We start from the raw sequence: 20,863 nt of genomic DNA, 5'->3' as shown, positions 1-20,863 counted from the left end.
GTTTTTAATAGACATGTCTTATAATGATACAATTTCGCGATATATTCGGAGCGATCGGCCTGATAATCCTTTTATTAAATGGTTTATAGTATATACATTCATTGGAATATTTTGTGGTTGGCTAGGTGGAATGGTCATGTCTTTTCTTGTTCTTGATCAGAGAAAAGAAAAAAATATAGGATTTATACTGAATAATCCTTATCAGAAGGATACATGCGTCCTTCATAAAAATGATGAATCTCCTTTAAAGAAAAACCGAATATTTTCTCTTCAACCAATTATCACTAATTTCAATTCATCTCCTAAAAATTGGTTAAGATTGGATATTGCGGTGATCTGTGAGGACATACCAGATGATGTTTTTCTAGAAACTATGCATCAAGATATCATGGATTATGTACACACTGTCTCTTTACAACAAATAACGGGTCCTCAAGGTTTTTTATATTTTAAGGAAGATATTAAAGAGCGTTTAAAATTACGTTCAAAAGGTTTTATATCAAATGTTATAGTAAGGACATTTATAATCGCATGATTAGATATTTGTTTTTTGGATTTTTTTTATTTGTACCAGAATTAATTTTTGCAAAATCATCTTTACATGATGTTATGAATATCCCTTCTAATTTGTCGGTTTCTACTTGGATTATCAGAACTTTTGGACTCTTTACTATTTTGTCAATAGCTCCGATTCTTCTTATTATGGTTACTTGTTTTCCAAGGTTTATTATTGTTTTTTCTATATTACGAACAGGGATGGGAATGGGTTCTGTGCCTCCTAATCTTGTGGTAATAAGTCTTGCATTGTTTATGACTTTTTATGTGATGTCTCCAACTTTAGATCGTTCAATGGAAATGGGTATACAGCCTTTAATGAACAATCAAATCAATGAAACAACAGCCATCAAGCGTATTGCTGAACCATTTTGGGTGTTTATGAAAAATAACACTAGAGAAAAAGATTTATCTCTTTTTATGAATATGGCTCATAGTTCTAATAGAAATACTGATATTACGAAAAATGATCATATTGAATATAGAATTTTGATTCCTTCTTTTATGGTATCAGAACTTCGGCGTAGTTTTGAAATTGGTTTTCTAATTATTTTGCCATTTTTGATTATTGATATGATCGTAGCTACCATTGTTATGGCTATGGGAATGATGATGTTGCCTCCGACATCTATATCGTTGCCATTTAAAATTATTTTCTTTGTTTTAATTGATGGATGGGGTGTTTTGGTAGAGAATTTAGTGAGATCTTTTGTTTGATTTGACTATAACCCTAGTTTTACTGAATTGCATATTTATTTAGTACTTTCATACATGCAATGTACTATTAATCTCATATTTTAATATTAGAGAAAAAGTTAATTATTATGATTATTTGAAGATTTTAGGAAAGAAGATATTTCTTATAAAGAAGATATTTCTTATTATGAAACAATTCTTATGTATATTACTTTAGCCATTCCGGCATAGAATCGAGTTCTATCAATTGCTGAAAATTCATACGGGGGCGTATGATGTGAAATTGAGAACCTTTGACCATTATTTCAGGAATCAATAGTCTTGAGTTATATGTTCCCGCTTGAACTGCTCCATAAGCGCCGGTTTTTTCAATGTACAATAGATCTCCTGGCTTAGGTAGGGCAATTTTACGATCCAAAGCTATAAAATCACCCGTTTCACATATTGGGCCTACTATGTCCGCTTGGATTTGTAAGCGGTTTTCTTCCGGATTCACAATATACTTAATCTCATGGTAAGCATCATATAGAGTAGGGCGCATAAAATCATTCATGGCAACATCTAAAATGATAAAATTTTTATCAGCACTCTTTTTTATACTAATTACTTTAGTGACTAATATCCCCGAATCTGCAACTAAAAATCTTCCAGGCTCTAAGATAATCTTACACTGTAAATCTCCTAAATATTGAGATATAAGAGCTGCATACTTAGAAGGGGAAAGGGGACAATGATTATTATTATAAGCAATACCCAAGCCGCCTCCAACATCTATATGTTTGATATTGTGTCCGCTAGATCGTAGTTGTTGCGTGAGATCACGTAATAATTTAAATGCTGCGCTAAAAGATTCAATTTGATTTATTTGGCTTCCTATATGCATATCGATTCCAGATACTTTGATTCCTGGAAGATTTTTTGCATAAGTATACAGGGAATGTATTTGATGAATAGGAATGCCGAATTTATCTTCTTTTTGCCCAGTGGATATTTTCCGATGAGTATTCGAATTTATATCTGGATTTACACGGAAAGCGATAGACGCTTTCTTTCCTAAAGATACAGCGCGTTGATTTACGGTGATTAATTCATCTTCTGATTCAATGTTGATGCAGTATATTCCTGTATTAAGAGCTAAATCTATTTCATCAATTGTTTTCCCAACTCCTGAAAAAACGATTTTTTCTGCTGGAACCTCAACATCTAAGGCACGATATAATTCACCTTCAGATACTATATCTAATCCAGTTCCTAAGCGCGCGAGAGTTTTGATGACAGCTTGATTAGAATTCGCTTTCAAGGCGTAACAAATCATTGTATCCATGTCAGCAAAAGCATTTGAAAACGTATGATATTTTTCTTCTATAACAGCTGTAGAATAACAATAGAAAGGTGTTTGCACGGTATTAGCGATTGTTTCAATTGAAACATCTTCTGCATACAATGATCCTTTATAGTATGTAAAAGAATTCATTTTTGTACAATCTTATCAGGAGATCTTTTGTCTGCAGGGGGTGTAGGGTCACTTTTACGTCCACAACTATTATACGTGGCGCTCAAAGTAATATAAGTAAATAAAACACCATATTTTAGTAAATTCGAGAACATTATAGCCATCCATAGGTAATTTATACTACATTTTATTGCATATTTAAATATTTTTGGATATACTTTGGATTCTATTTTTCCAATAAGCAATCTGTTTTATCACCTCTTCAGGAGAAGTCCCTCCGAAACTTTTACGGACTGATATTGATGATTCAACTGTGAGAATATCATAAACATCAGATGTAATAACAGGACTAATTTTCTGTAGCATTTCTAAGGGTATTTGTGCAAGTTCGCATTGATTTTTTTCTGCTAATGATACAGCGCATCCTGTAATATAATGAGCCTCTCGAAAAGGCAACCCAGCGTGGCTTACTAACCAATCTGCAAGATCTGTAGCGGTAGAGTTGCTTATAGAGGCAGATTCGTATAAGCGATCCTTGTGTACAGTAAGGTCGTTAATCATTGCAGTTATAGCTAAAATTGTAATTTGCAATGTTTCTAAAGCATCAAAAACAGGTTCTTTATCTTCTTGCATATCCTTAGAATAAGCTAAGGGTAATCCTTTCATGACAGTTAATAGAGATAATAAAGCTCCATTAATACGTCCCGTTTTGGCACGCACTAATTCTGCTCCATCAGGGTTTCTTTTTTGTGGCATAATCGATGATCCGGTGGAAAAAGCATCTGACAATCTGATAAAATTAAATTGTGGCGTTGACCAAAGGATTATTTCTTCAGCTAACCGTGACATATGCATAGCACAGATCGCAGAATGAGAAAGGCATTCTAATATAAAATCACGATCTGATACACTATCAATAGAGTTTCGGGTTGGTTCTCTAAAACCAAGTTCTTTGGCTGTGAAATCACGATCTATCGGGAAGCTAGTGCCGGCTAAAGCTGCCACTCCTAAAGGACATTCATCAAGCCGTTCGACAGAGTCAATAAATCTTGAAACATCGCGCCCAAACATTTCCACGTATGCCATACAATGATGCCCAAAAGTTACTGGTTGTGCTATCTGTAAATGAGTAAATCCAGGCATAATGGTGTCATAATGTTCTTCTGCTTTATTCAAAAGGACGGTTATAAGTTTTGTTAAATCATTGATGATTGTTAGTGTCTTTTCTTTGATCCATAATCTTAAATCTAAAGCTACTTGGTCATTTCGTGATCGTGCAGTATGGATCTTTCCTGCTATAGATCCAATTAACGAGGTTAATCTTGCCTCAATATTCATATGAATATCTTCAAGATCACGTGAGAATACAAACGAGCCATTTACGATTTCAGAGTGAATTATTTTTAGACCATCTATGATTTTTTTAGATTCTTCTGAAGATATGATTCCCTGTTTTGCTAACATGCTGGTATGCACTTCAGAACCTCTGATATCTTGCTCGAAGAGTCTTTTGTCGAAATCAATGGAAACATTTATTTTTTCCATGATCTCACTGGGGATGGTGGAAAATCTACCTCCCCACATTACATTGGATTTTGTTTTTTTATTCAATATTAATATCTCCATTTAGGCGCGTATCAACTATTACAATTTTTATATATTTTTCAGGATTTACAATCGTAGATCTTTTCTATTTCTGGCAAAATTTTAAAAATATCTCCAACAATAAAATAATCAGAGACTTTGAAAATAGGAGCATTTTCATCCGTATTTATAGATACAATTACTTTAGATTCTTTCATTCCAGATATATGTTGAATAGCACCTGATATTCCTGCTGCAATATAAATTTCTGGAGATACTGTGATTCCTGTTTGTCCAACTTGCCAATCATTAGGTGCGAAACCTGCATCTACTGCATCACGAGTAGCCCCTATAGCTGCTCCAATTTTTTTTGCTAATGGCAGTAGTATTTTGTGAAAATTTTCCGCGGATCCGAAGGCTTTCCCTCCTGATATGACAATTTTTGCGGACGAGAGATTCATTGATTCAAGGGGCGATTCTTCTTTGATAAAGCGTGTGTTCGAAGTGTATTTTTCTAGAATTTCATCAGAAATTTTGTGGATACAAGCGGGCTTCTCTACCTGTGGTGCCGCTGAAAATGCTGTTGTGCGGATTGTTAGAACTTGATAAACATCTGTCGTTTCAATAGTTTGAATAATGTTTCCTGCGTGTAATGGTCTTTTGAATATTTTAGGTGTTACGATTTCAATCACTTCAGATATTTGCATAACATCTAACATTGCGGCAACACGTGGCAATACATCTTTTCCAATTGCGTTAGCGGAAGCCATGATTGTTCTGTAATCTTTGGCTATGGAAACAATAAAATCGCTGATAGGATTGGTATGTATATGTTGAAAAAAAGTATTTTGTGCAACAATAACTTTAGTAACACCTTTAATTCGTGATGCTTGTTGTGCAACTTTACCAATATTATGCCCTATTACTAATACATGGGTATCACTACTAATCTTCTGGGCAGCGGTCACGGCCTTTATGGTTTGTTCTGATAAATTTTCTTGATTATAATCTGCCAATAAAAGTACTGGCATGTCACAATAAACCATGTTTACTCTTCAGTATTGCAATGAGTTCTGCTGCAGAATTCAGCCTTAGGCCTTTTCTTTCCGCTTTTTTCTCTTCAAATTTAAGCACTTTTAGACGGGGTGTCAAATCAATTGTAAAATCAGAAATTTTTTTCTTTTCAAATTTTTTATGCCTGACTTTTATGATATTTGATAAAGATATATAACGAGGTTCATTAAGATTGAGATCTACTGTGATAATTGCTGGTAAAGGGATTTCTACAGTTACAGTACCAGAACCGATTTCACGAGTAACTATTGCATGATTATGCGAAACTTCTATTTTAGAAGCGAATGTCGCTTGAGACCAATTCATTAATGCTGCTAACATTTGTCCTGTTTGACTTGATCCATTATCGGTACTTTGTTTTCCAGTAATGACCATTGCGGGGTTTTCCTGTTTTGCTATTTCACAGAGAATTTTCGCAACGGATAATGACTCAAGGGTTATATCGCTTTCAACAAGGATACCTTTATCTGCTCCCATAGCCAAAGCATTTCGGAGAACTTTTTCAACTTTATAAGATCCTATGCAAACAACTATCACTTCGTTTGCTATTCCTTTTTCTTTTAATCTTACTGATTCTTCCAGTGCAGTTTCATCAAAAGGATTCATTACAATTTTCATATGCTCTTGTTCTATGTCAGAGCCGTTAGTTGTTATGCGTACCTTTGCATTGTAATCTATAACTCCTTTGATAGGCACGAGTATTTTCATATATATGTTCCATGGAAATTAATTGGCAAATATTTTTTTATTTATAATATGCTAACATTATAAACATATACAAACTATGTCGTTTCTTGTTGATCTGCTACAAAAATGTGTATTTTAAGGAATAAACATTGGTTGTGATTAGCGGTGAACTAGACGATAATAAATTCGTCTTCTACATTGTATTGTAGTGAAATTTTATGTTTAAGTAAAGTAACGTAAAGTGATATAGAAGAGAAGATCTTTGTGAGTGAAATTATAGAATTGTTCTTTAATTTTAAGCGTATTATTTTAAAAACCATGTTATGGAATGGTGTCTTGAATTATTTCTGTATTTTAATTGCATATTATTATGCGGTTTAGGGTGAGATATTGCTTTTTTAGAAGGGTTATATGATGCGAGAGAATCTCTAAACACTTTTTTCTTTTTTTGTGAATTGGTGGCAAGTTGCAATGTACCTTGAATTTATCACTAAATTTTAAAACATGTAGATTTTATCTGGAAAAGATTGAAGTACAGTTCGTGATTTTTCAGCAAATGATTGTTGCAATTGGTTGATAGCAAAACAGTTGCGTTTGTAGTCGTTTAATTTCATGCTAATGGGTGGAGCTCTTAGATGAGAGAATTCTTTTGCATCGTCTTTAATATTGTTTATGATGCCGTTGAGCATTTTATAGAAGAAGATGGCTGGGCTATGGCTAGTCATATTGCTTTATCGGCATTATTGTCTGTATTTCCCTTTATAGTTTTCGGTGCAAATTTAGCGGGTTTTTTAGGGGCGCATCAGTTCGTGCCAACAGTTATTGATGTTGTTTTTGGTACGTGGCCTGAAGTGATTGCAAAACCTATTACAAACGAAATTTTGCAAGTGTTAGCGGTTCCAGCAAAAGGATTGTTTACAATTTCTGCTTTAGCTGCGGCATATTTTTCTTCTAATGGTGTTGAAGCATTGCGCATTTCGCTTAATCGAGCGTATCGCGTTGTTGAAATGAGATCTTGGTACATCACTCGCTTGGTAAGCCTTGTATATGTTGTTCTTGCATCTGTAACATTGGTTATAATTAGTTTTTGTTTTGTAGCAATTCCATTGGCATTAGAATATGTACACAAGTTTTTCCCTACCTTAGGAAATGTTTTGCTAATAATTTGGAATGGGCGGGTATATGCTACAATGATGGCTTTATTTTTAGGGCTTATTCTGGTTCACCTTTTTTTGCCTTCATCAAAAGGCAAGATTAGGAGTATTTTGCCTGGAGTCATTTTTACATGGATCAGTTGGGTAATAGGAGCGGTGTTGTTTGCGCACTATATTATTGCTTTTTCGACGTATTCTACGATGTATGCAGGTCTCGCTTCTATTATGACTTGTTTGGTTTTTCTTTATATGCTGGGTGTTTTTTTTATTCTTGGTGCTGAGTTGAATGCATCTACAATCATATATTATTGGAGAAAAAAGAAGTAATTAATGTTCATTTGTTTTTTTGAATAAATTGTAGGTGGCTATACTGGTCATATAAAGCAGAGAAAAGCTTAAAATGAGATTCCACCATACTAGGGAAAGATTTAGAATATATAGTTTTGATTTGTTGCAGGAGTGGATAAGATCTTTCCCTATTTGTGTAAGAAGATCTTTCGTGCTGGTTATTGATTCAATTTTAGATTTATCTGTGCAAATTGCACTGTTTTTCCATATTCCCCACTCAATTCCTATGTGTATCACGCTAATAATTATATTGAGGATCATCAGCAAGCTAAGCATTAACATAAGATAAAAATTTATGTTATGATATCGACGATTTTGACAAGATAGATTTATCGTTATAGCAATGATAAATCCGCAGTAATAAATCCTTTGTTCTTGCATACAAAGATGACAAGGAGGGTATCCTCCAATGTATTGAATTGTTAAAAAACAAATAATTATTCCTGTGATGCTTATTAATATGATTCTTATGAGTGGGACATTGTTGGATGTAGATAACAATGATTTGATCATTTCGATTATTTCCCAAGGAAAAATATTTTTCTGAATCTATATGCTGGTAACGGAGGATTTGTCCCCCCCACATTCACTACGAATAATTTTAAATATTATTTAAAAAAAAAGGTCAAGATCAATGTATATGTGTGTCTCGTCAACAAATAAGGTGGTTTAAGAAGAAAAAATTTTTTATTTTTCATGTTATTTTGATATATGATCGGAGCTATTGAAATTCAATCATCGACTTATCCTTCCCTCAATTAGTGAACTACCAAGGTCTGCTTCGCTCCAGGTAGTGTTGCAAGTTATCTATGTAATGTGATTAAAATTGCTACTACTATCGTATTTTTCTGATAAAAGTGTTCAAGATAATAGATTTTAGTATAGGACTTGACATATATTGGCTGTAAATAGTTGCTGAGCAACATAGGGATGTATGTTGCAAAGTATATTTTTAAAAATGGGAATGATAGAATGCGTTCATTTAAAAAACTGCGGAAGGCAGTTTTCCCTGCAGCTGGTTTAGGGACACGTTTTCTTCCTATATCTAAAGTAGTTCCTAAAGAAATGTTATCCGTAGTTGATAGGCCTGTTATTCAATATGTGGTAGAAGAAGCGTTAGAAGCTGGATTGACGCATTTTATTTTTGTTATAGGACCCGGGAAAGGTTTGATCAAAGATTATTTTGATTATCATTTTGAGCTAGAACAATCTCTTAAAAAACGTAATAAAAAAACTGAATTAACTTTACTTCAAGAATCTGTTCCTTCAATTAGTGATGCTGTGTTTGCTTGGCAACATGAGAGAAGAGGTTTGGGGCATGCAGTATGGTGTGCACGACACATTGTAGGCGACAATCCCTTTGCCTTGCTACTTCCTGATGTGATTATGTCTCCTGTGGAAGGGGAGAATTGTATGGCTAGAATGATGAAGTTATATGAAAAAGAAGGTACAAACATTATATCCGTTACTGAATGCGATCCTCAATTATCTTATAAATACGGGATGATTCAAGTAGATAAATCAATTGATCATCAGGTTTTTCATATATCTGATATGGTTGAAAAGCCAGATCCTAGTGTATTTTTTGCAAATTTTTTTATTAATGGTCGTTATATTTTAAATTCTGATATTTTTAATGTTTTGGATAGTTGGCGGGAAGATGAATGTGAAGGTGAAATTCAGCTTGTAAATTATATGTGTAAGTTATTAGAAAAAAAGAGTTTTTTAGCATATCATTTCAAAGGGAATACATATGATTGCGGTTCTAAAAAAGGATTGATTCTAGCAAATCTTGCTTTTGCCCTTGCTAGAAAAGATATTCGTTCTGACATAGCGAAAGATTTAAAATTTCTTTTATCTGCATTAAAATAGTAGTATTTATCCAATTGTTATAATGAGGGATAGATATCGAATATTTCAAGGTATGATTTATGTATTTTTGAACTAAAATATTAAAGCAAGTATTTGCTTGATCGTATTATTTGTGTATTTTGGCTGGGAATAGAATAATCGGAAAATTATATTCGCTCTTCTGGTTCTCTAAATACTTGATATGTTTTAATCAGGATTCAAGGTATAGAAATTGGATATTTAAAAAATGTGTGATATTTCTTCTAAGCTACTCGCGAATGTGTATTGTCAAAATGTTATATCGGTAAAGCATTATACAGATAAGTTATTTTTTTTTTGTATAACACGTCCGAAGAGTTTCCGTTTTCGATCTGGTGAATTTGTCATGCTAGCTCTTGTGATTAATGGAAAACGGATATCTCGTGCGTATTCTATCGCAAGTCCTTCCTGGGATGATAAGTTAGACTTTTTCTCTATAAAGGTCAAAGATGGGCCTTTGACAACTCATCTTCAAAATATTAAATCCGGTGATATTATTTTATTGCATAAGAAATCAACGGGGACTTTGGTCTTAGATGCATTAGTCCCTGGGAAACGGTTGTATTTATTCTCTACTGGAACTGGTATTGCTCCTTTTATGAGTGTTATTCGTGATCCTGAAACATATGAAAAGTTTGATGAGGTTATAGTCACGCACACATGTCGGAAGGTTTCTGAATTACAATATGGGATCGATGTAGTACATGGAATATCTCAAGATGATGTGTTAAGAGAGTTTGTTGGGCAGAAGCTTAAATACTATAAAACAGTTACTCAAGAAGATTATTTGTACAAGGGTCGTATTACTACTCAAATATTATCAGGGGAATTTTATCGTAATATGGGCCTTTCTCCATTGAATCCTGATACTGATCGGGTGATGATTTGTGGATCTACCAGTATGATAGCTGATATGAAGGATTTATTGATAACAAAAGAATTCATAGAAGGATCTAATAGTAGGCCCGGGACTTTTGTTGTAGAGCGTGCATTTTCCTCGTAATTTGATAATATTATCAGTTAGTATTATCCAATTATGGGTGGTCAGGGCTATTATGTATTATGCGATTTTTTCCATGGATTTTTTAGTACCAAATAAGCGAATATTACTGATATTATAGAAGATAAGATGATACCTATTTTTGCTTTTTCCTGTAAGTCATTGCCGGTAGGAAAAGCTTGTGATGTTAAAAATAAACTCATTGTGAATCCTATTCCGCATAGAATGGATCCTCCATATAATGAATTCCAATTAGTGTTATGAGGGATCTTTCCCCATCCAATCTTGATAGTAACAGCAGAAAATAAAAATATACCTATCTGTTTCCCGAGGAAAAGTCCTAGCATTACTCCCCATATGATGGGATCAAAGGCATCGATGGCGGATATCGTATATATAGTTAACCCAGAGTTAACGAACACAAACGCAGGTAATATAAGAGGAACAACCCAATATTTTATTCCATTTCCCAACAAGTAAAAAGACAAGTTGTTTCTTGGTTGAAGGTAATTCTTCGTGTCGGGGATAAGGAGGGCAAAAATCACCCCAAATACTGTTGTATGTATTCCTGATTTGAATATTGAATACCATAAGAAGATTCCTAATAATCCATACAACAAGAGATTAGTAAAATTATAGCGATTTAATAAAAAAAGAGAAATAGCGAATGTTATCGCGGCTTGTAATGCGTATAAATTGATGTTTTGAGTATAAAAAATTGCCATGATGGTAACCGCAAAGAAATCGTCAATTGTTGTAAGGGCGGTAAAGAATACTTTGAGCGCAGGAGGAAGGTTTGACCCTATCCATGATAGCGCTCCTAATGTGAATGCGATATCTGTTGCTGTGGGGATAGCCCATCCTTTTAGGGATGTTTCCGTATGGCGATTAATAAATATGTATATACAAGCTGGGAATATTATTCCTCCTATAGCTCCAAATAAAGGGAGAGATCTTTTGCCCCAATTTGATAATTCTCCGTGTATAAGTTCGTATTTTAGCTCTGACCCGATCATGAAGAAGTAAAACGTCATTAGGATATCATTAATCCAGTGTTTTAGGGTAAAAGAGGCAATTTTGTATTCTAAAGCATTAAAGTAACATGCAGAAGAAAATGACATATTAGCAAGGATCATGGTTATTATAGTTGTGCTGACCAATAAGATGCCAGTACCACTATCTTTGTATGGGGACAATGCAATTTTGGTTAATAATCGTTTAGCTAGAACATGTAAGTGATTCATAAAATAGCGCAAGTTCTTGATAATATTGTGCGAATCTCTTTTTTTCGCTTTATATAAATATATAATAATTTAAATGGGAGTTCAACAATTTTTGTATAACGGTAAGGAATAGAGTGGTGTGCATCATTTTATTTTTTTGAATTGCGCAATTATAATGATTGAGATATGATGCACTTACTCTCATAAATTCGATGCTTTAAAAAATATGATGGTGGTGTAGGATTAATGAGATCAATATTTGGTCGAATGTTATGGCAATTACGCTTGCTGTATTGAGAGTAGTAGATGTTCTTAATTTTTTATAATGAAGGAGTGATTTGATATGGCTGTTCCTAAAAGAAAAACTAGTCCTTCAAAGCGTGGTATGCGTCGTTCTGCAGATGCTCTAGTGCCTCCTTCTTATGTAGAGGATAAAAAATCTGGAGAGCTACGGCGTCCACATCATGTAGATATGAAAACAGGTTCGTATCGCGGACGTCAAGTTTTTGTTAAAAAGACAGAAGAGTAACTTGTGTTATTGCTTTGTAGATCAGTTTAAAGTTTTTATGCATGATTTTTCTTTTATTTGGATTAGTAAAAGAGCTAATTTAATAGAGATTCATATTATCCCGTAGTTTTTGTCTAAATACATGGATTAAAGCGCAATCTTATATCCCCTATGTTCATAGGGGATAAAGAAAATATTGGAGTGAAGATAGTTATTATAAAAACTGTATTTTTGAATCTATAGTGGCTTTTCCACCATTTAATGGTTTTGAGGTTTTTGGCATTTTCAAAAAATTTCATGTTATGAAAAATCAATTTATGACATATAATAGAGGTTTTATGTGATTTTTTATGATAGTTTAAATTATGGAATGTTTTTTGCTATGATAGTAATAGCTATGGTTCGGAAGTATAATAAAAAAATTAAGTATAATGATAGTTTTATTACTAATCTTATGAGTTAAGAGGATAAGGTGGTTCTTTTTCAAGGATTGAGACTTAATTTTTTTATTGTTCTTCTTAAACCACGTGTTATGTCTTTGGCTATATATACTGCTTGCGTTGGGATTATTCTAGCGCCTGGACATATAAGTTTTTTGAAAAGTATAATTAGTATTTTTGCTATAGCCATGGGTGCGGGTGCGTCTGGTTCCCTGAATATGTACTACGATTCAGATATTGATAAAATGATGGCGCGTACGGCGTCTCGTCCTATTCCGACAGGTCGCATTGCTCCGTGGGAAGCTTTGGTTTGTGGGATCTCTTTAGCATTTTTATCAATTATGATAATGGGCTTGTTTATCAACTGGTTGTCGGCTGGATTGCTTTTTATATCTATTTTTGTTTACATTGTTATATATACTATTTGGTTGAAGCGTCTTACGCCGCAAAATATTGTAATTGGAGGTATATCAGGTGCTATTCCTCCAATGATCGGTTGGGCCTCTGTGACTGGTAGTATATCGATAGCGTCTTTAGTTATGTTCTTAATCATTTTTTTATGGACACCGCCCCATTTTTGGTCCTTAGCGTTGTTATGTAAAGATGATTATCAGAGGGCTTCTATCCCTATGTTACCTAATGTTGCTACAGAAAGAACAACTAAAATTCATATTTTTGTATATACGATTTTGACTTCTATTGGCGGTTTTCTGCCAACAGTACTTGGTTTTGCAAGCATTACGTATGGAGTCGTAGTGTTCTTTTTAGGATATAATTTTGTTTTAAGAGCATGGCGTATGTTTTTATATAAAGAAGATCAAGGTGTTTTTGTTACGAAAAAACTTTTTTTGGAATCTTTAAACTATCTTTTTATTTTATTTTCAACTTTAATGGTCGACCATCTTATAGATATGAAAACAATAGAGTTTTATTTTTTTTCTAGATTATGATGTTTTTTTAGATATCGGGCGTTTTGAGCATAAAAGATATTTTTCTCTTTAAATTATAATCAAATGCATTAACGTGCATTCATAATATAATCGGTTCAAAGTCTGTGAAAATTCAATTATTTTTTTTAATACTATTTTTTGCAAGAGATCTGATAGATGTAACTAATGTTTCTTGTTTTTTTGCCAAGAGATTAAATCTCTAACTGAAAGAATGTTTAACTTATATTTATTGGCAAATTCAACTACTTGTTTCCCTTTTTTGATTGTTCCATCATCGTTGACTAATTCGCAAATAACCGCCACTTGGGGTAGTCCTGATATTTTACATAAATCAATAGATGCTTCTGTATGACCGGGACGGGCTAATACTCCTCCATCTCGAGATATAAGAGGGAAGATATGGCCTGGACGGACAAAATGATCCGCAGTGCTTTGCGGATCAGCAAGGGTTTTAACAGTATACGTTCTATCATATGAAGATATGCCAGTGGTGATGCCATGTTTAGAATCGACAGAGACAGTAAATGCGGTTTTATGGATAGACTCATTTTCTGACACCATTGGGTTCAGTCTAAGTTTGCGCGCATTTTGAGAAGACATGGGTGTGCAAACAATTCCACAAGTATGACGAATAATAAATGCCATTTTTTCGGATGTACAATGTGTAGCCGCAAGTACTAAATCAGCTTCATTCTCGCGGTCGGTTTCATCCGTAATGATAACTATTTCCCCTTTTTGAAAACTTTGGATGGCATTTACAATGTTTTGTTCTTGTAACGATGTTTCTTGTATCATAATGTTGTCTATCCTTTTAAGGTCACTATTTTGATACTATATTAACACACTATCAGTTATATAGCGTGCTGTGTTTTTGCGTAGAGATTTATTCTTTGAGTTAGAAAAAGCCATTTTATAATAAATGTTGTAAAAGTAAGTAGTCACAGTATTTTCTTTCGATTGGTTGCTCTTTCGCTACTTTTGCGGAATAAATTTTGATTCATAACTCAATTGTCATTTAATTTATATGTTGTATTTTACAGAATCATTCTAGTAATTGATCTAGCGTTTCTTTTTAAAAAAATCTTGAATGATCTTTTTACTCTGTTGTTCGGATATCCCTGAATATACTTCTGGTTTATGATGGCATGTTACAAGTGTGTAAAATTGGGCGCCATGTTCTATTCCTCCGCCTTTAGGATTAGAAGCTCCATAATAAAGTCTACGGATCCGTGCAAAAGAAATAGCGACAGCACACATCGTACAAGGTTCTAAAGTTACATATAAATCAACATCAGGTAAAGTCTCTTGTGATAATGTTTGGCATGCTATGCGGATAGCTAATATTTCAGCATGCGCGGTAACATCTTGGAGTTCACGATTTCTATTCCCTGCACTTCCAATAATTTTATTGTTCAGTACAGCAACTGCTCCTACGGGAACTTCGTTGCGCAACGCAGCATTTCGTGCCTCTTCTAACGCAAAGGACATAAAAGCATTTTTATTCTGCATGATTTTTTTCAAGTAATAATGTTTACATAGGAAATGAATTATATTGTAAAATATGCTACTAAACGCCTCTTGTATAGGCTAATATGATATAGAAAACAAATAGGAGATTCAATTTTTGAAGGATAATCAAGTTGTACAAGAAGGTTTGAGGCCAGAAAGGGTATCAAAAGTGATTGCCCGTGCGGGTGTAGCTTCTCGACGTGCCGTAGAGCGGATGATTGCACAAAAAAGAGTAAAATTAAATGGTGTTGTTCTAGAAAGAGCGGCAGTAAATGTAATTTCTACTGATAATATAGAAATTGATGGTGTCCCGATACGGAAAGCGGAAAGAACACGTTTGTGGCTATATCATAAACCTATAGGATTAGTGACGACTCATTCTGATCCAGATGGGCGTTCGACTGTATTTGATAACTTGCCAGGGATTAGTTCTCGTGTTGTTTCGGTGGGTCGTCTTGATATCAATACAGAAGGGCTTATGCTTCTTACCAATGATGGTGGGCTTGCTCGCGTTCTTGAATTACCCTCAACGCAATGGTTGCGTGTTTATCGTGTACGTGTTTATGGGCAAATAGATCAATCTAAACTTGATTTGCTCAAAAAAGGTATAGTTGTTCAAGGTGTTTGTTATAGAGACATGCAAGTTACAATTGATAGTCAAAAGGGTTCTAATTCTTGGCTAAGAGTAGGTTTACGTGAAGGAAAAAACAGGGAAATAAAAAAGGTTTTCGAATTTTTTAATTGGAAAGTAAATCGGCTGATTCGTATTTCATATGGTCCTTTTCAATTGGGAGAATTATTGGAGGGAAATACTAAAGAAGTTTCCAAAAAAATGTTATGCGAACAATTAGGATCCAATCTTTTAAAAGAAGCAAGAGTTAATTTAGATGCTCCGGTTTATTCATATGAACCATTTATTCGAGATGTTCCGAATATAAGTAAAGATTCTGATGATATTGTAAAAATAAAGAAAAATAGTGGGCTTAGGGATGAATTTGTAAAGAAAAAAAACTTTGTTGCTCCAATAAAAAGAAGGAATTTTTCTTCTCATGTTTGGATGGCAAAAGGTTTTCATGCTCCTGTTCTATCTGATGATGAGAAAAAAGAAGAATGTCATCGCGTATCTTCACGCGGTATTAGTTCCTCCTCCAAAAGACCTTCACGTAGAAGAAGTACAAAAAAATGAATGAGATTAATTTCCTGAGCATTCTAAAATTTTGTTTTTTCATAAAGAAAGAAAAAAATCATTCATGTAGTAATAATTTTTTAGATAATAAAAGTTGGTGAAATGCGCATTATTGGAGGTAAATTTCAAAGACGTTTGTTGTGTTCGCCTAAAAATGGGTCTATTCGTCCTAGCAATAGTCGGACGAAAAAAGCTGTTTTTGATATTTTAACGCATGTTTACCCTTCTTTTTTGGATTCTACGCGTATGCTAGACATGTTCGCAGGCACAGGTTCTGTCGGATTTGAAGCGTTGTCTCGTGGTTGTAATTATGTTTTATTTATTGATAATAGTCCTGAAAGCATAAGATTAATTCGTAGAAATTCTGAACTATTAGGGGTAGAAAATAATTGTGGTATTTTTTTTCGTGATGTTCTGCATTTGGGAAAAATCAGAAATCTAAAACCGTTCCAGTTATTGTATTTAGATCCCCCTTATAGCCAAGGATTAGCGCAACAAGCGCTTGATATAATAGACAAAGAAAAATGGTTAGAATCTGGTTCTTTAGTAATTATAGAGGAAAATGTTGGAATTTTTCTATCGGTTGGATCTGCGTTTCAATTTCTCCAAAAGCGGATATATGGAGATACAATGATCCATTTTTTTTCTTATAATCCTACGTGATGTTGCTAAAAATTAGAGATATTTTTATCGATTAATATGAATATTAAATAGTATTTTAGATGGAATAAATTTATTATTAGTATGGAATAATTATGTTTGATGGATATGGGTTGTATGTATGAATGGAAAAAGGATCTTGATATAGTCAGATCTGCTGTTCAGGGAGCTAGTGCGGTAGCTATGAAGTATTTTCTTCATTCTCCTAATGTTTGGAAAAAAGACGGCTCCTCTCCGGTATGTGATGCTGATATTGCTGTTAATGATTATCTTGAATCTTTTTTAAGACCGTTGCGTCCTTCGTATGGATGGTTGTCGGAAGAAATGAATGATGACCTACAGCGCTTGAATTATGAAACCATTTTTATAGTTGATCCGATTGATGGAACAAGGGCATTTATTGATGGAAAAAAAGAATGGTGTATTAGCGTTGCAGTTGTACATCGTGGGCGTCCTGTAGTCGGTGTAGTACATGCATCAGCTCTGGGAAAAGAGTTCTTTGTTTCTGTTGGTATGCAATCAACTCTCAATGGCAAAAAAATATCTGTTTCTTCTCCTAAAACAGGAGATAGTTTAACGATTATGGCAGCTGATTTTTTGTTAAAAGGCTTGGAATCTCATGTTAATTTCAAGAGAAAAAGTTCTATTTCTTCGTTGTGTTTGCGTTTAGTAATGGTTGCAAATGGAGAAATAGATGCTGTTATTGTGAATCGAAATGCCAATGATTGGGATCTTGCTGCCGCTGATTTGTTAATTGAATGTGCCGGCGGTGTATTAGTTGATGCAGATGGTAATTTTTTAACATATAACCGTTCTCAAGTACTGCATAAAGTATTATTTGCTTCTTCTAAATGTCATTTTTCATCTTTCAGGCAGCATTTATCAACTTTATAGGGGTTTTTATAAAGCAAAAAAAAGATCATAAGGAGTAGAAAGGAATAATTATGGTTAAAAATATCCAGAAAGAACAAGTTTTATATTTGGTATTTGGAGGAGAATTAGAAGACATAAAACAGAAAAAAATTCGCAATCCTCATGAGATAGATGTCGTTGGGATATTCCCCAATTATTCTAATGCGTATGATGCTTGGAAAGAAAAATCTCAGCAAACGGTTGATAACGCATTAATGCGCTATTTCGTTGTAGATATTACTCGTTTCCCACATTGTGAAGTAGAAAAAGAATAGAGCATATTTAAGTGCTATTTTGATATTATTTCTTATTTTTTAGTATCCAAGAACGTTTGACATGCAAAGGAATAATCTGAGTGGCTGTTGTTTTAAGTGATATACTTTTAGTAATATATCGTTTGGGTGGCATGATATTCATGCTTTTTCTATTTTTCTACAGATTATTCATCAATAAGGAAAAAAAAAGAAGGTTAGTAGAAAAATTAGGTTATCCAACTGTTGAACGTCCTATGGGACCTCTTATTTGGTTTCATGCCGCGAGTGTTGGAGAAACGGTAGTACTCGTTAGACTTATTCGAGAGATAAGAAAGCGTAATATTAATGTTTTGTTAACGACGAGAACAGTTACTTCTGCTAGAGTAGCTCGACAATATTTGGATAAAGAATCAATTTATCAGTATGCTCCATTGGATATACAGTGTTCTCTTTCACGTTTTTTAGAATATTGGAATCCAGATTGTATGATTTTATCGGAATCAGAAATATGGCCATTGACGGTTTTTGAATTATCTCGTCGGTGTATTCCACAAATTATTGTCAATGGACGGATGTCTTCTCGTTCTTTTAAAAATTGGAGTTTTTTTCGTTCTTTTGCTAAAAAATTGTTCCGTCAATTTTCATTGGTCTTGGTTCAATCGGAATGTGATTTTAAACGCTATCAAGAGTTAGGAGTGCAAAAATTAGTTGTATCTGGTAATTTGAAAATAGATGCTGAATCCTTACCATATGATCAAGAAGCTCTTTCTTTGTATAAAAGAGCAATTGAAGGGCGATGTACTTGGGCAGCAATTTCAACTTTTAAAGGTGAAGAAGATGTTGCGGTATATGTTCATAATTTTATTAAATATCGTAAAGATATTTTAACTATTATCGTACCGCGTCATCCGAAGCGTTGTGATTTGGTAGAACGAATACTTGTAGCTCAAGGGTTTAAAGTAGCGCGGCGTTCCAGAGGAGATGCGTTAGATGCAGACGTTGATATCTTTTTAGGAGATACGATTGGTGAGATGGGGCTTTATTTGCGTATGACTGAAATTGCCTTTATAGGTCGTTCTTTTTGTGCTACTGGAGGACAGAATCCGTTGGAAGCTATTATGCTTGGTTGTGCCGTCTTATCTGGTCCAAATGTAGAAAATTTTCACGATATTTATCTAAAAATGGTTTCTTCTGGTTCTGTGTGTATGGTAGAAGAAGTTGAAACATTAGCCAATACAGTATACTCATTACTTTCTCAATCAAAATTACGGTATAAAATGATTAATACTGCTATGAACGAGGTTAAAAAAATGCAGGGTCCTCTTGATATTACGTTACACTCTTTGGATCCCTATATTAATCCTTTGGTTTTTCAAAATCAGTTATTTTCCAAAGCACCTTCTTTTAAAAAAGAAAGTATTTGATTTCTATTTTTTGATAAGTGAAAGGTACAAGGAATTTTTCCTTTCATAATTCACATAGATTGTAAGATATTTACGTAAGGTTAGTTTCATGGGCTATTGTATATGATAAAAACTCCTTTGTTTTGGTGGAAACCACGGGGTTTTCTTTCGTTATTGTTATATCCTATATCTTTGATTTATTCGTTTATTTCATCGATATTAATGAAAAATGGTCAACGCTTTCGTGCTCCTATACCTGTTCTTTGTATTGGTGGTTTTGTGATGGGAGGAACAGGGAAAACTCCAACCGCATTGGCTATTGCGAAAGCTGTTATTGATAAAAATATCAAGCCGGGATTTTTATCACGCGGATATGGTAGAAAATCTAAAACATCACTTCTTGTTGATTTGGAAAAACATGATTCCTGTGATGTCGGGGATGAACCTTTGTTGCTCGCTCAATTAGCAGTTACTGTTGTTACAAGTGATCGGAAAAGAGGAGTTCAAATGCTACTCCAAGAAGGGGTAGATATTATTATTATGGATGATGGTTTCCATTCTGCTAGTTTGCACGCAGATTTTTCTTTGATAGTAGTGGATTGCCATCGTGGATTGGGAAATGGCTTGGTGTTTCCAGCTGGCCCCTTGAGAGTCCCTTTGTCAAGACAACTTTCGTATGTTGATGCTATTCTTTATGTTGGCAATACAAAAAATGTAGTTTCTAGTATTAAGAATAAGCCCTTTTATTTTGCTAAATTAGAACCACGTTTGAAATTTGACTTTTCTGGAAAGAAGGTTCTTGCGTTTTCTGGTATTGCTGATACAAAAAAATTTTTTACTACTATGAGACAATTAGGTGCACTTGTTGAAAAACATTATTCTTTTGGAGATCATGCTCATATTAAAAGTAAGAAGATAGCGCATATTCTTGATCAAGCTCAACGTGATAATCTTATTTTAGTCACAACTGCGAAAGATGCGATGCGCTTACATAAACGTCCTGGAATAGCTCAAGAACTTTTATCCAAAAGTATAGTTGTTGAAGTCGATATTGTTTTTGAAGAATCAAATAATATTGCGGATTTAATTGAAATGACCTTTATCTCTTTTTATAAGAATAATAAAAAATCGTGTTTTTAATCAAGAATTATACCCGCTAGTTTCTCTGCTTTTAAAGAGGATTCTGCGTTGGCATAAGGCACTTGTCTATCAACACTCCAATAACACAATTCTGTTAGAGGAATACGTTTGCCTGTGACAGCGCATATGACATATGTTCCAGGGCGTATAATTTCGAATGTTCCATCTTTATATTTTAGTAGTGCTTCATTCTCATCAACTTTATTATTCATATTGCCAACCTTCTTTTGATCTTGA

At 33.9% G+C, this 20,863-nt stretch carries 23 protein-coding genes; 13 read left to right on the top strand and 10 right to left on the bottom strand.

Annotation, left to right across the window (positions count from 1 at the left end):
• Positions 1-13: 13 nt before the first annotated feature.
• Both G293_RS01670 and fliP read left to right on the top strand, forming a co-directional pair.
• Entirely contained in the window at positions 14-535 is a 522-nt protein-coding gene (locus tag G293_RS01670; protein ID WP_047264031.1) for a flagellar basal body-associated FliL family protein, read from the top strand.
• Positions 532-1,272: a flagellar type III secretion system pore protein FliP gene (gene fliP, locus G293_RS01665; protein ID WP_047264030.1), complete on the top strand. Its 741-nt coding sequence runs from the start codon at positions 532-534 to the stop codon at positions 1,270-1,272. Before G293_RS01670 ends, fliP begins: the two co-directional genes overlap by 4 nt.
• Positions 1,273-1,459: 187 nt before the next feature.
• On the opposite strand, the gene lysA is transcribed toward fliP, so the two are convergent.
• From lysA to G293_RS01640, 5 genes are read right to left on the bottom strand one after another with little or no spacing between them, the layout of a single operon-like run.
• On the bottom strand, positions 1,460-2,725 hold the full coding sequence (lysA, locus tag G293_RS01660) for a diaminopimelate decarboxylase (protein ID WP_047264029.1): 1,266 nt from the start codon (positions 2,723-2,725) through the stop codon (positions 1,460-1,462).
• Positions 2,722-2,859, bottom strand: coding sequence for a hypothetical protein (locus G293_RS05715; protein ID WP_158402216.1), 138 nt, complete (start codon positions 2,857-2,859; stop codon positions 2,722-2,724). The genes lysA and G293_RS05715 overlap by 4 nt, the downstream gene beginning before the upstream one ends.
• A 43-nt stretch (positions 2,860-2,902) precedes the next feature.
• Positions 2,903-4,330: an argininosuccinate lyase gene (argH, locus tag G293_RS01650; protein ID WP_047264027.1), complete on the bottom strand. Its 1,428-nt coding sequence runs from the start codon at positions 4,328-4,330 to the stop codon at positions 2,903-2,905.
• A gap of 38 nt (positions 4,331-4,368) precedes the next feature.
• On the bottom strand, positions 4,369-5,319 hold the full coding sequence (locus G293_RS01645; protein ID WP_047264667.1) for an electron transfer flavoprotein subunit alpha/FixB family protein: 951 nt from the start codon (positions 5,317-5,319) through the stop codon (positions 4,369-4,371).
• 1 nt (position 5,320) lies between these two features.
• The gene (locus G293_RS01640) at positions 5,321-6,070 is read right to left on the bottom strand and encodes an electron transfer flavoprotein subunit beta/FixA family protein (RefSeq protein ID WP_047264026.1); all 750 of its coding nucleotides are present in this window, start codon (positions 6,068-6,070) and stop codon (positions 5,321-5,323) included.
• Positions 6,071-6,684: 614 nt separating this feature from the next.
• Between G293_RS01640 and G293_RS01635 the strand changes: the two genes are divergently transcribed.
• A complete protein-coding gene (locus G293_RS01635; protein WP_047264025.1) occupies positions 6,685-7,530 on the top strand; it encodes a YihY/virulence factor BrkB family protein in 846 nt (281 codons plus the stop codon).
• On the opposite strand, the gene G293_RS01630 is transcribed toward G293_RS01635, so the two are convergent.
• Positions 7,531-8,064 (bottom strand): disulfide bond formation protein B, encoded by a 534-nt coding sequence (locus tag G293_RS01630; protein WP_047264024.1) that lies wholly within the window; start codon positions 8,062-8,064, stop codon positions 7,531-7,533. It lies immediately after the preceding gene.
• A gap of 459 nt (positions 8,065-8,523) precedes the next feature.
• Here G293_RS01630 and G293_RS01625 point away from each other — a divergent pair, with 459 nt between their 5' ends.
• Positions 8,524-9,423: a UTP--glucose-1-phosphate uridylyltransferase gene (locus G293_RS01625; protein WP_047264666.1), complete on the top strand. Its 900-nt coding sequence runs from the start codon at positions 8,524-8,526 to the stop codon at positions 9,421-9,423.
• Between the two features lie 226 nt (positions 9,424-9,649).
• Positions 9,650-10,444: a ferredoxin--NADP reductase gene (locus G293_RS01620; RefSeq protein ID WP_047264023.1), complete on the top strand. Its 795-nt coding sequence runs from the start codon at positions 9,650-9,652 to the stop codon at positions 10,442-10,444.
• 50 nt (positions 10,445-10,494) lie between these two features.
• Here G293_RS01620 and nhaA read toward each other — a convergent pair whose 3' ends face one another.
• On the bottom strand, positions 10,495-11,685 hold the full coding sequence (nhaA, locus tag G293_RS01615; RefSeq protein WP_047264022.1) for a Na+/H+ antiporter NhaA: 1,191 nt from the start codon (positions 11,683-11,685) through the stop codon (positions 10,495-10,497).
• A 322-nt stretch (positions 11,686-12,007) separates the two neighbouring features.
• Here nhaA and rpmF point away from each other — a divergent pair, with 322 nt between their 5' ends.
• Both rpmF and G293_RS01605 read left to right on the top strand, forming a co-directional pair.
• Entirely contained in the window at positions 12,008-12,193 is a 186-nt protein-coding gene (rpmF, locus tag G293_RS01610) for a 50S ribosomal protein L32 (RefSeq protein ID WP_047264021.1), read from the top strand.
• Positions 12,194-12,644: 451 nt separating this feature from the next.
• Positions 12,645-13,562, top strand: a complete 918-nt coding sequence (locus G293_RS01605; RefSeq protein WP_047264020.1) for a heme o synthase — start codon at positions 12,645-12,647, stop codon at positions 13,560-13,562.
• Positions 13,563-13,724: 162 nt separating this feature from the next.
• Here the strand turns inward: G293_RS01605 and ribB are convergent, their stop codons facing one another.
• Together ribB and G293_RS01595 are read right to left on the bottom strand one after the other, a co-directional pair.
• Positions 13,725-14,357, bottom strand: a complete 633-nt coding sequence (gene ribB, locus G293_RS01600) for a 3,4-dihydroxy-2-butanone-4-phosphate synthase (RefSeq protein ID WP_047264019.1) — start codon at positions 14,355-14,357, stop codon at positions 13,725-13,727.
• A 264-nt stretch (positions 14,358-14,621) separates the two neighbouring features.
• On the bottom strand, positions 14,622-15,071 hold the full coding sequence (locus G293_RS01595; RefSeq protein ID WP_047264018.1) for a nucleoside deaminase: 450 nt from the start codon (positions 15,069-15,071) through the stop codon (positions 14,622-14,624).
• A gap of 115 nt (positions 15,072-15,186) precedes the next feature.
• On the opposite strand from G293_RS01595, the gene G293_RS01590 reads away from it, so the two are divergent.
• The 6 genes from G293_RS01590 to lpxK all read left to right on the top strand — a co-directional run bounded on the left by G293_RS01590 (position 15,187) and on the right by lpxK (position 20,626).
• Positions 15,187-16,257 carry a pseudouridine synthase gene (locus tag G293_RS01590; RefSeq protein WP_047264017.1) on the top strand — a complete coding sequence of 357 codons (1,071 nt, stop codon included), beginning with the start codon at positions 15,187-15,189 and terminating at the stop codon, positions 16,255-16,257.
• A gap of 102 nt (positions 16,258-16,359) precedes the next feature.
• Entirely contained in the window at positions 16,360-16,920 is a 561-nt protein-coding gene (gene rsmD / locus G293_RS01585) for a 16S rRNA (guanine(966)-N(2))-methyltransferase RsmD (RefSeq protein WP_047264016.1), read from the top strand.
• A gap of 99 nt (positions 16,921-17,019) precedes the next feature.
• Entirely contained in the window at positions 17,020-17,811 is a 792-nt protein-coding gene (locus tag G293_RS01580; protein ID WP_244464436.1) for a 3'(2'),5'-bisphosphate nucleotidase CysQ, read from the top strand.
• A gap of 50 nt (positions 17,812-17,861) precedes the next feature.
• A complete protein-coding gene (locus tag G293_RS01575; protein WP_047264015.1) occupies positions 17,862-18,104 on the top strand; it encodes a DUF4170 domain-containing protein in 243 nt (80 codons plus the stop codon).
• A 131-nt stretch (positions 18,105-18,235) separates the two neighbouring features.
• On the top strand, positions 18,236-19,507 hold the full coding sequence (locus G293_RS01570; RefSeq protein ID WP_200897318.1) for a 3-deoxy-D-manno-octulosonic acid transferase: 1,272 nt from the start codon (positions 18,236-18,238) through the stop codon (positions 19,505-19,507).
• Positions 19,508-19,609: 102 nt separating this feature from the next.
• Positions 19,610-20,626 carry a tetraacyldisaccharide 4'-kinase gene (gene lpxK, locus G293_RS01565; RefSeq protein ID WP_047264013.1) on the top strand — a complete coding sequence of 339 codons (1,017 nt, stop codon included), beginning with the start codon at positions 19,610-19,612 and terminating at the stop codon, positions 20,624-20,626.
• Here the strand turns inward: lpxK and G293_RS01560 are convergent.
• The gene (locus G293_RS01560) at positions 20,623-20,838 is read right to left on the bottom strand and encodes a DUF2093 domain-containing protein (protein WP_047264012.1); all 216 of its coding nucleotides are present in this window, start codon (positions 20,836-20,838) and stop codon (positions 20,623-20,625) included. The two genes, lpxK and G293_RS01560, sit on opposite strands and share 4 nt — an antisense overlap.
• Positions 20,839-20,863: the final 25 nt, after the last annotated feature.

It is taken from the genome of Candidatus Liberibacter africanus PTSAPSY (assembly GCF_001021085.1).
Classification (GTDB): Bacteria; Pseudomonadota; Alphaproteobacteria; order Rhizobiales; family Rhizobiaceae; genus Liberibacter; species Liberibacter africanus.
Note: the sequence above shows the minus strand (reverse complement) of the source record. Positions and strands in the feature narration are given on the sequence as shown.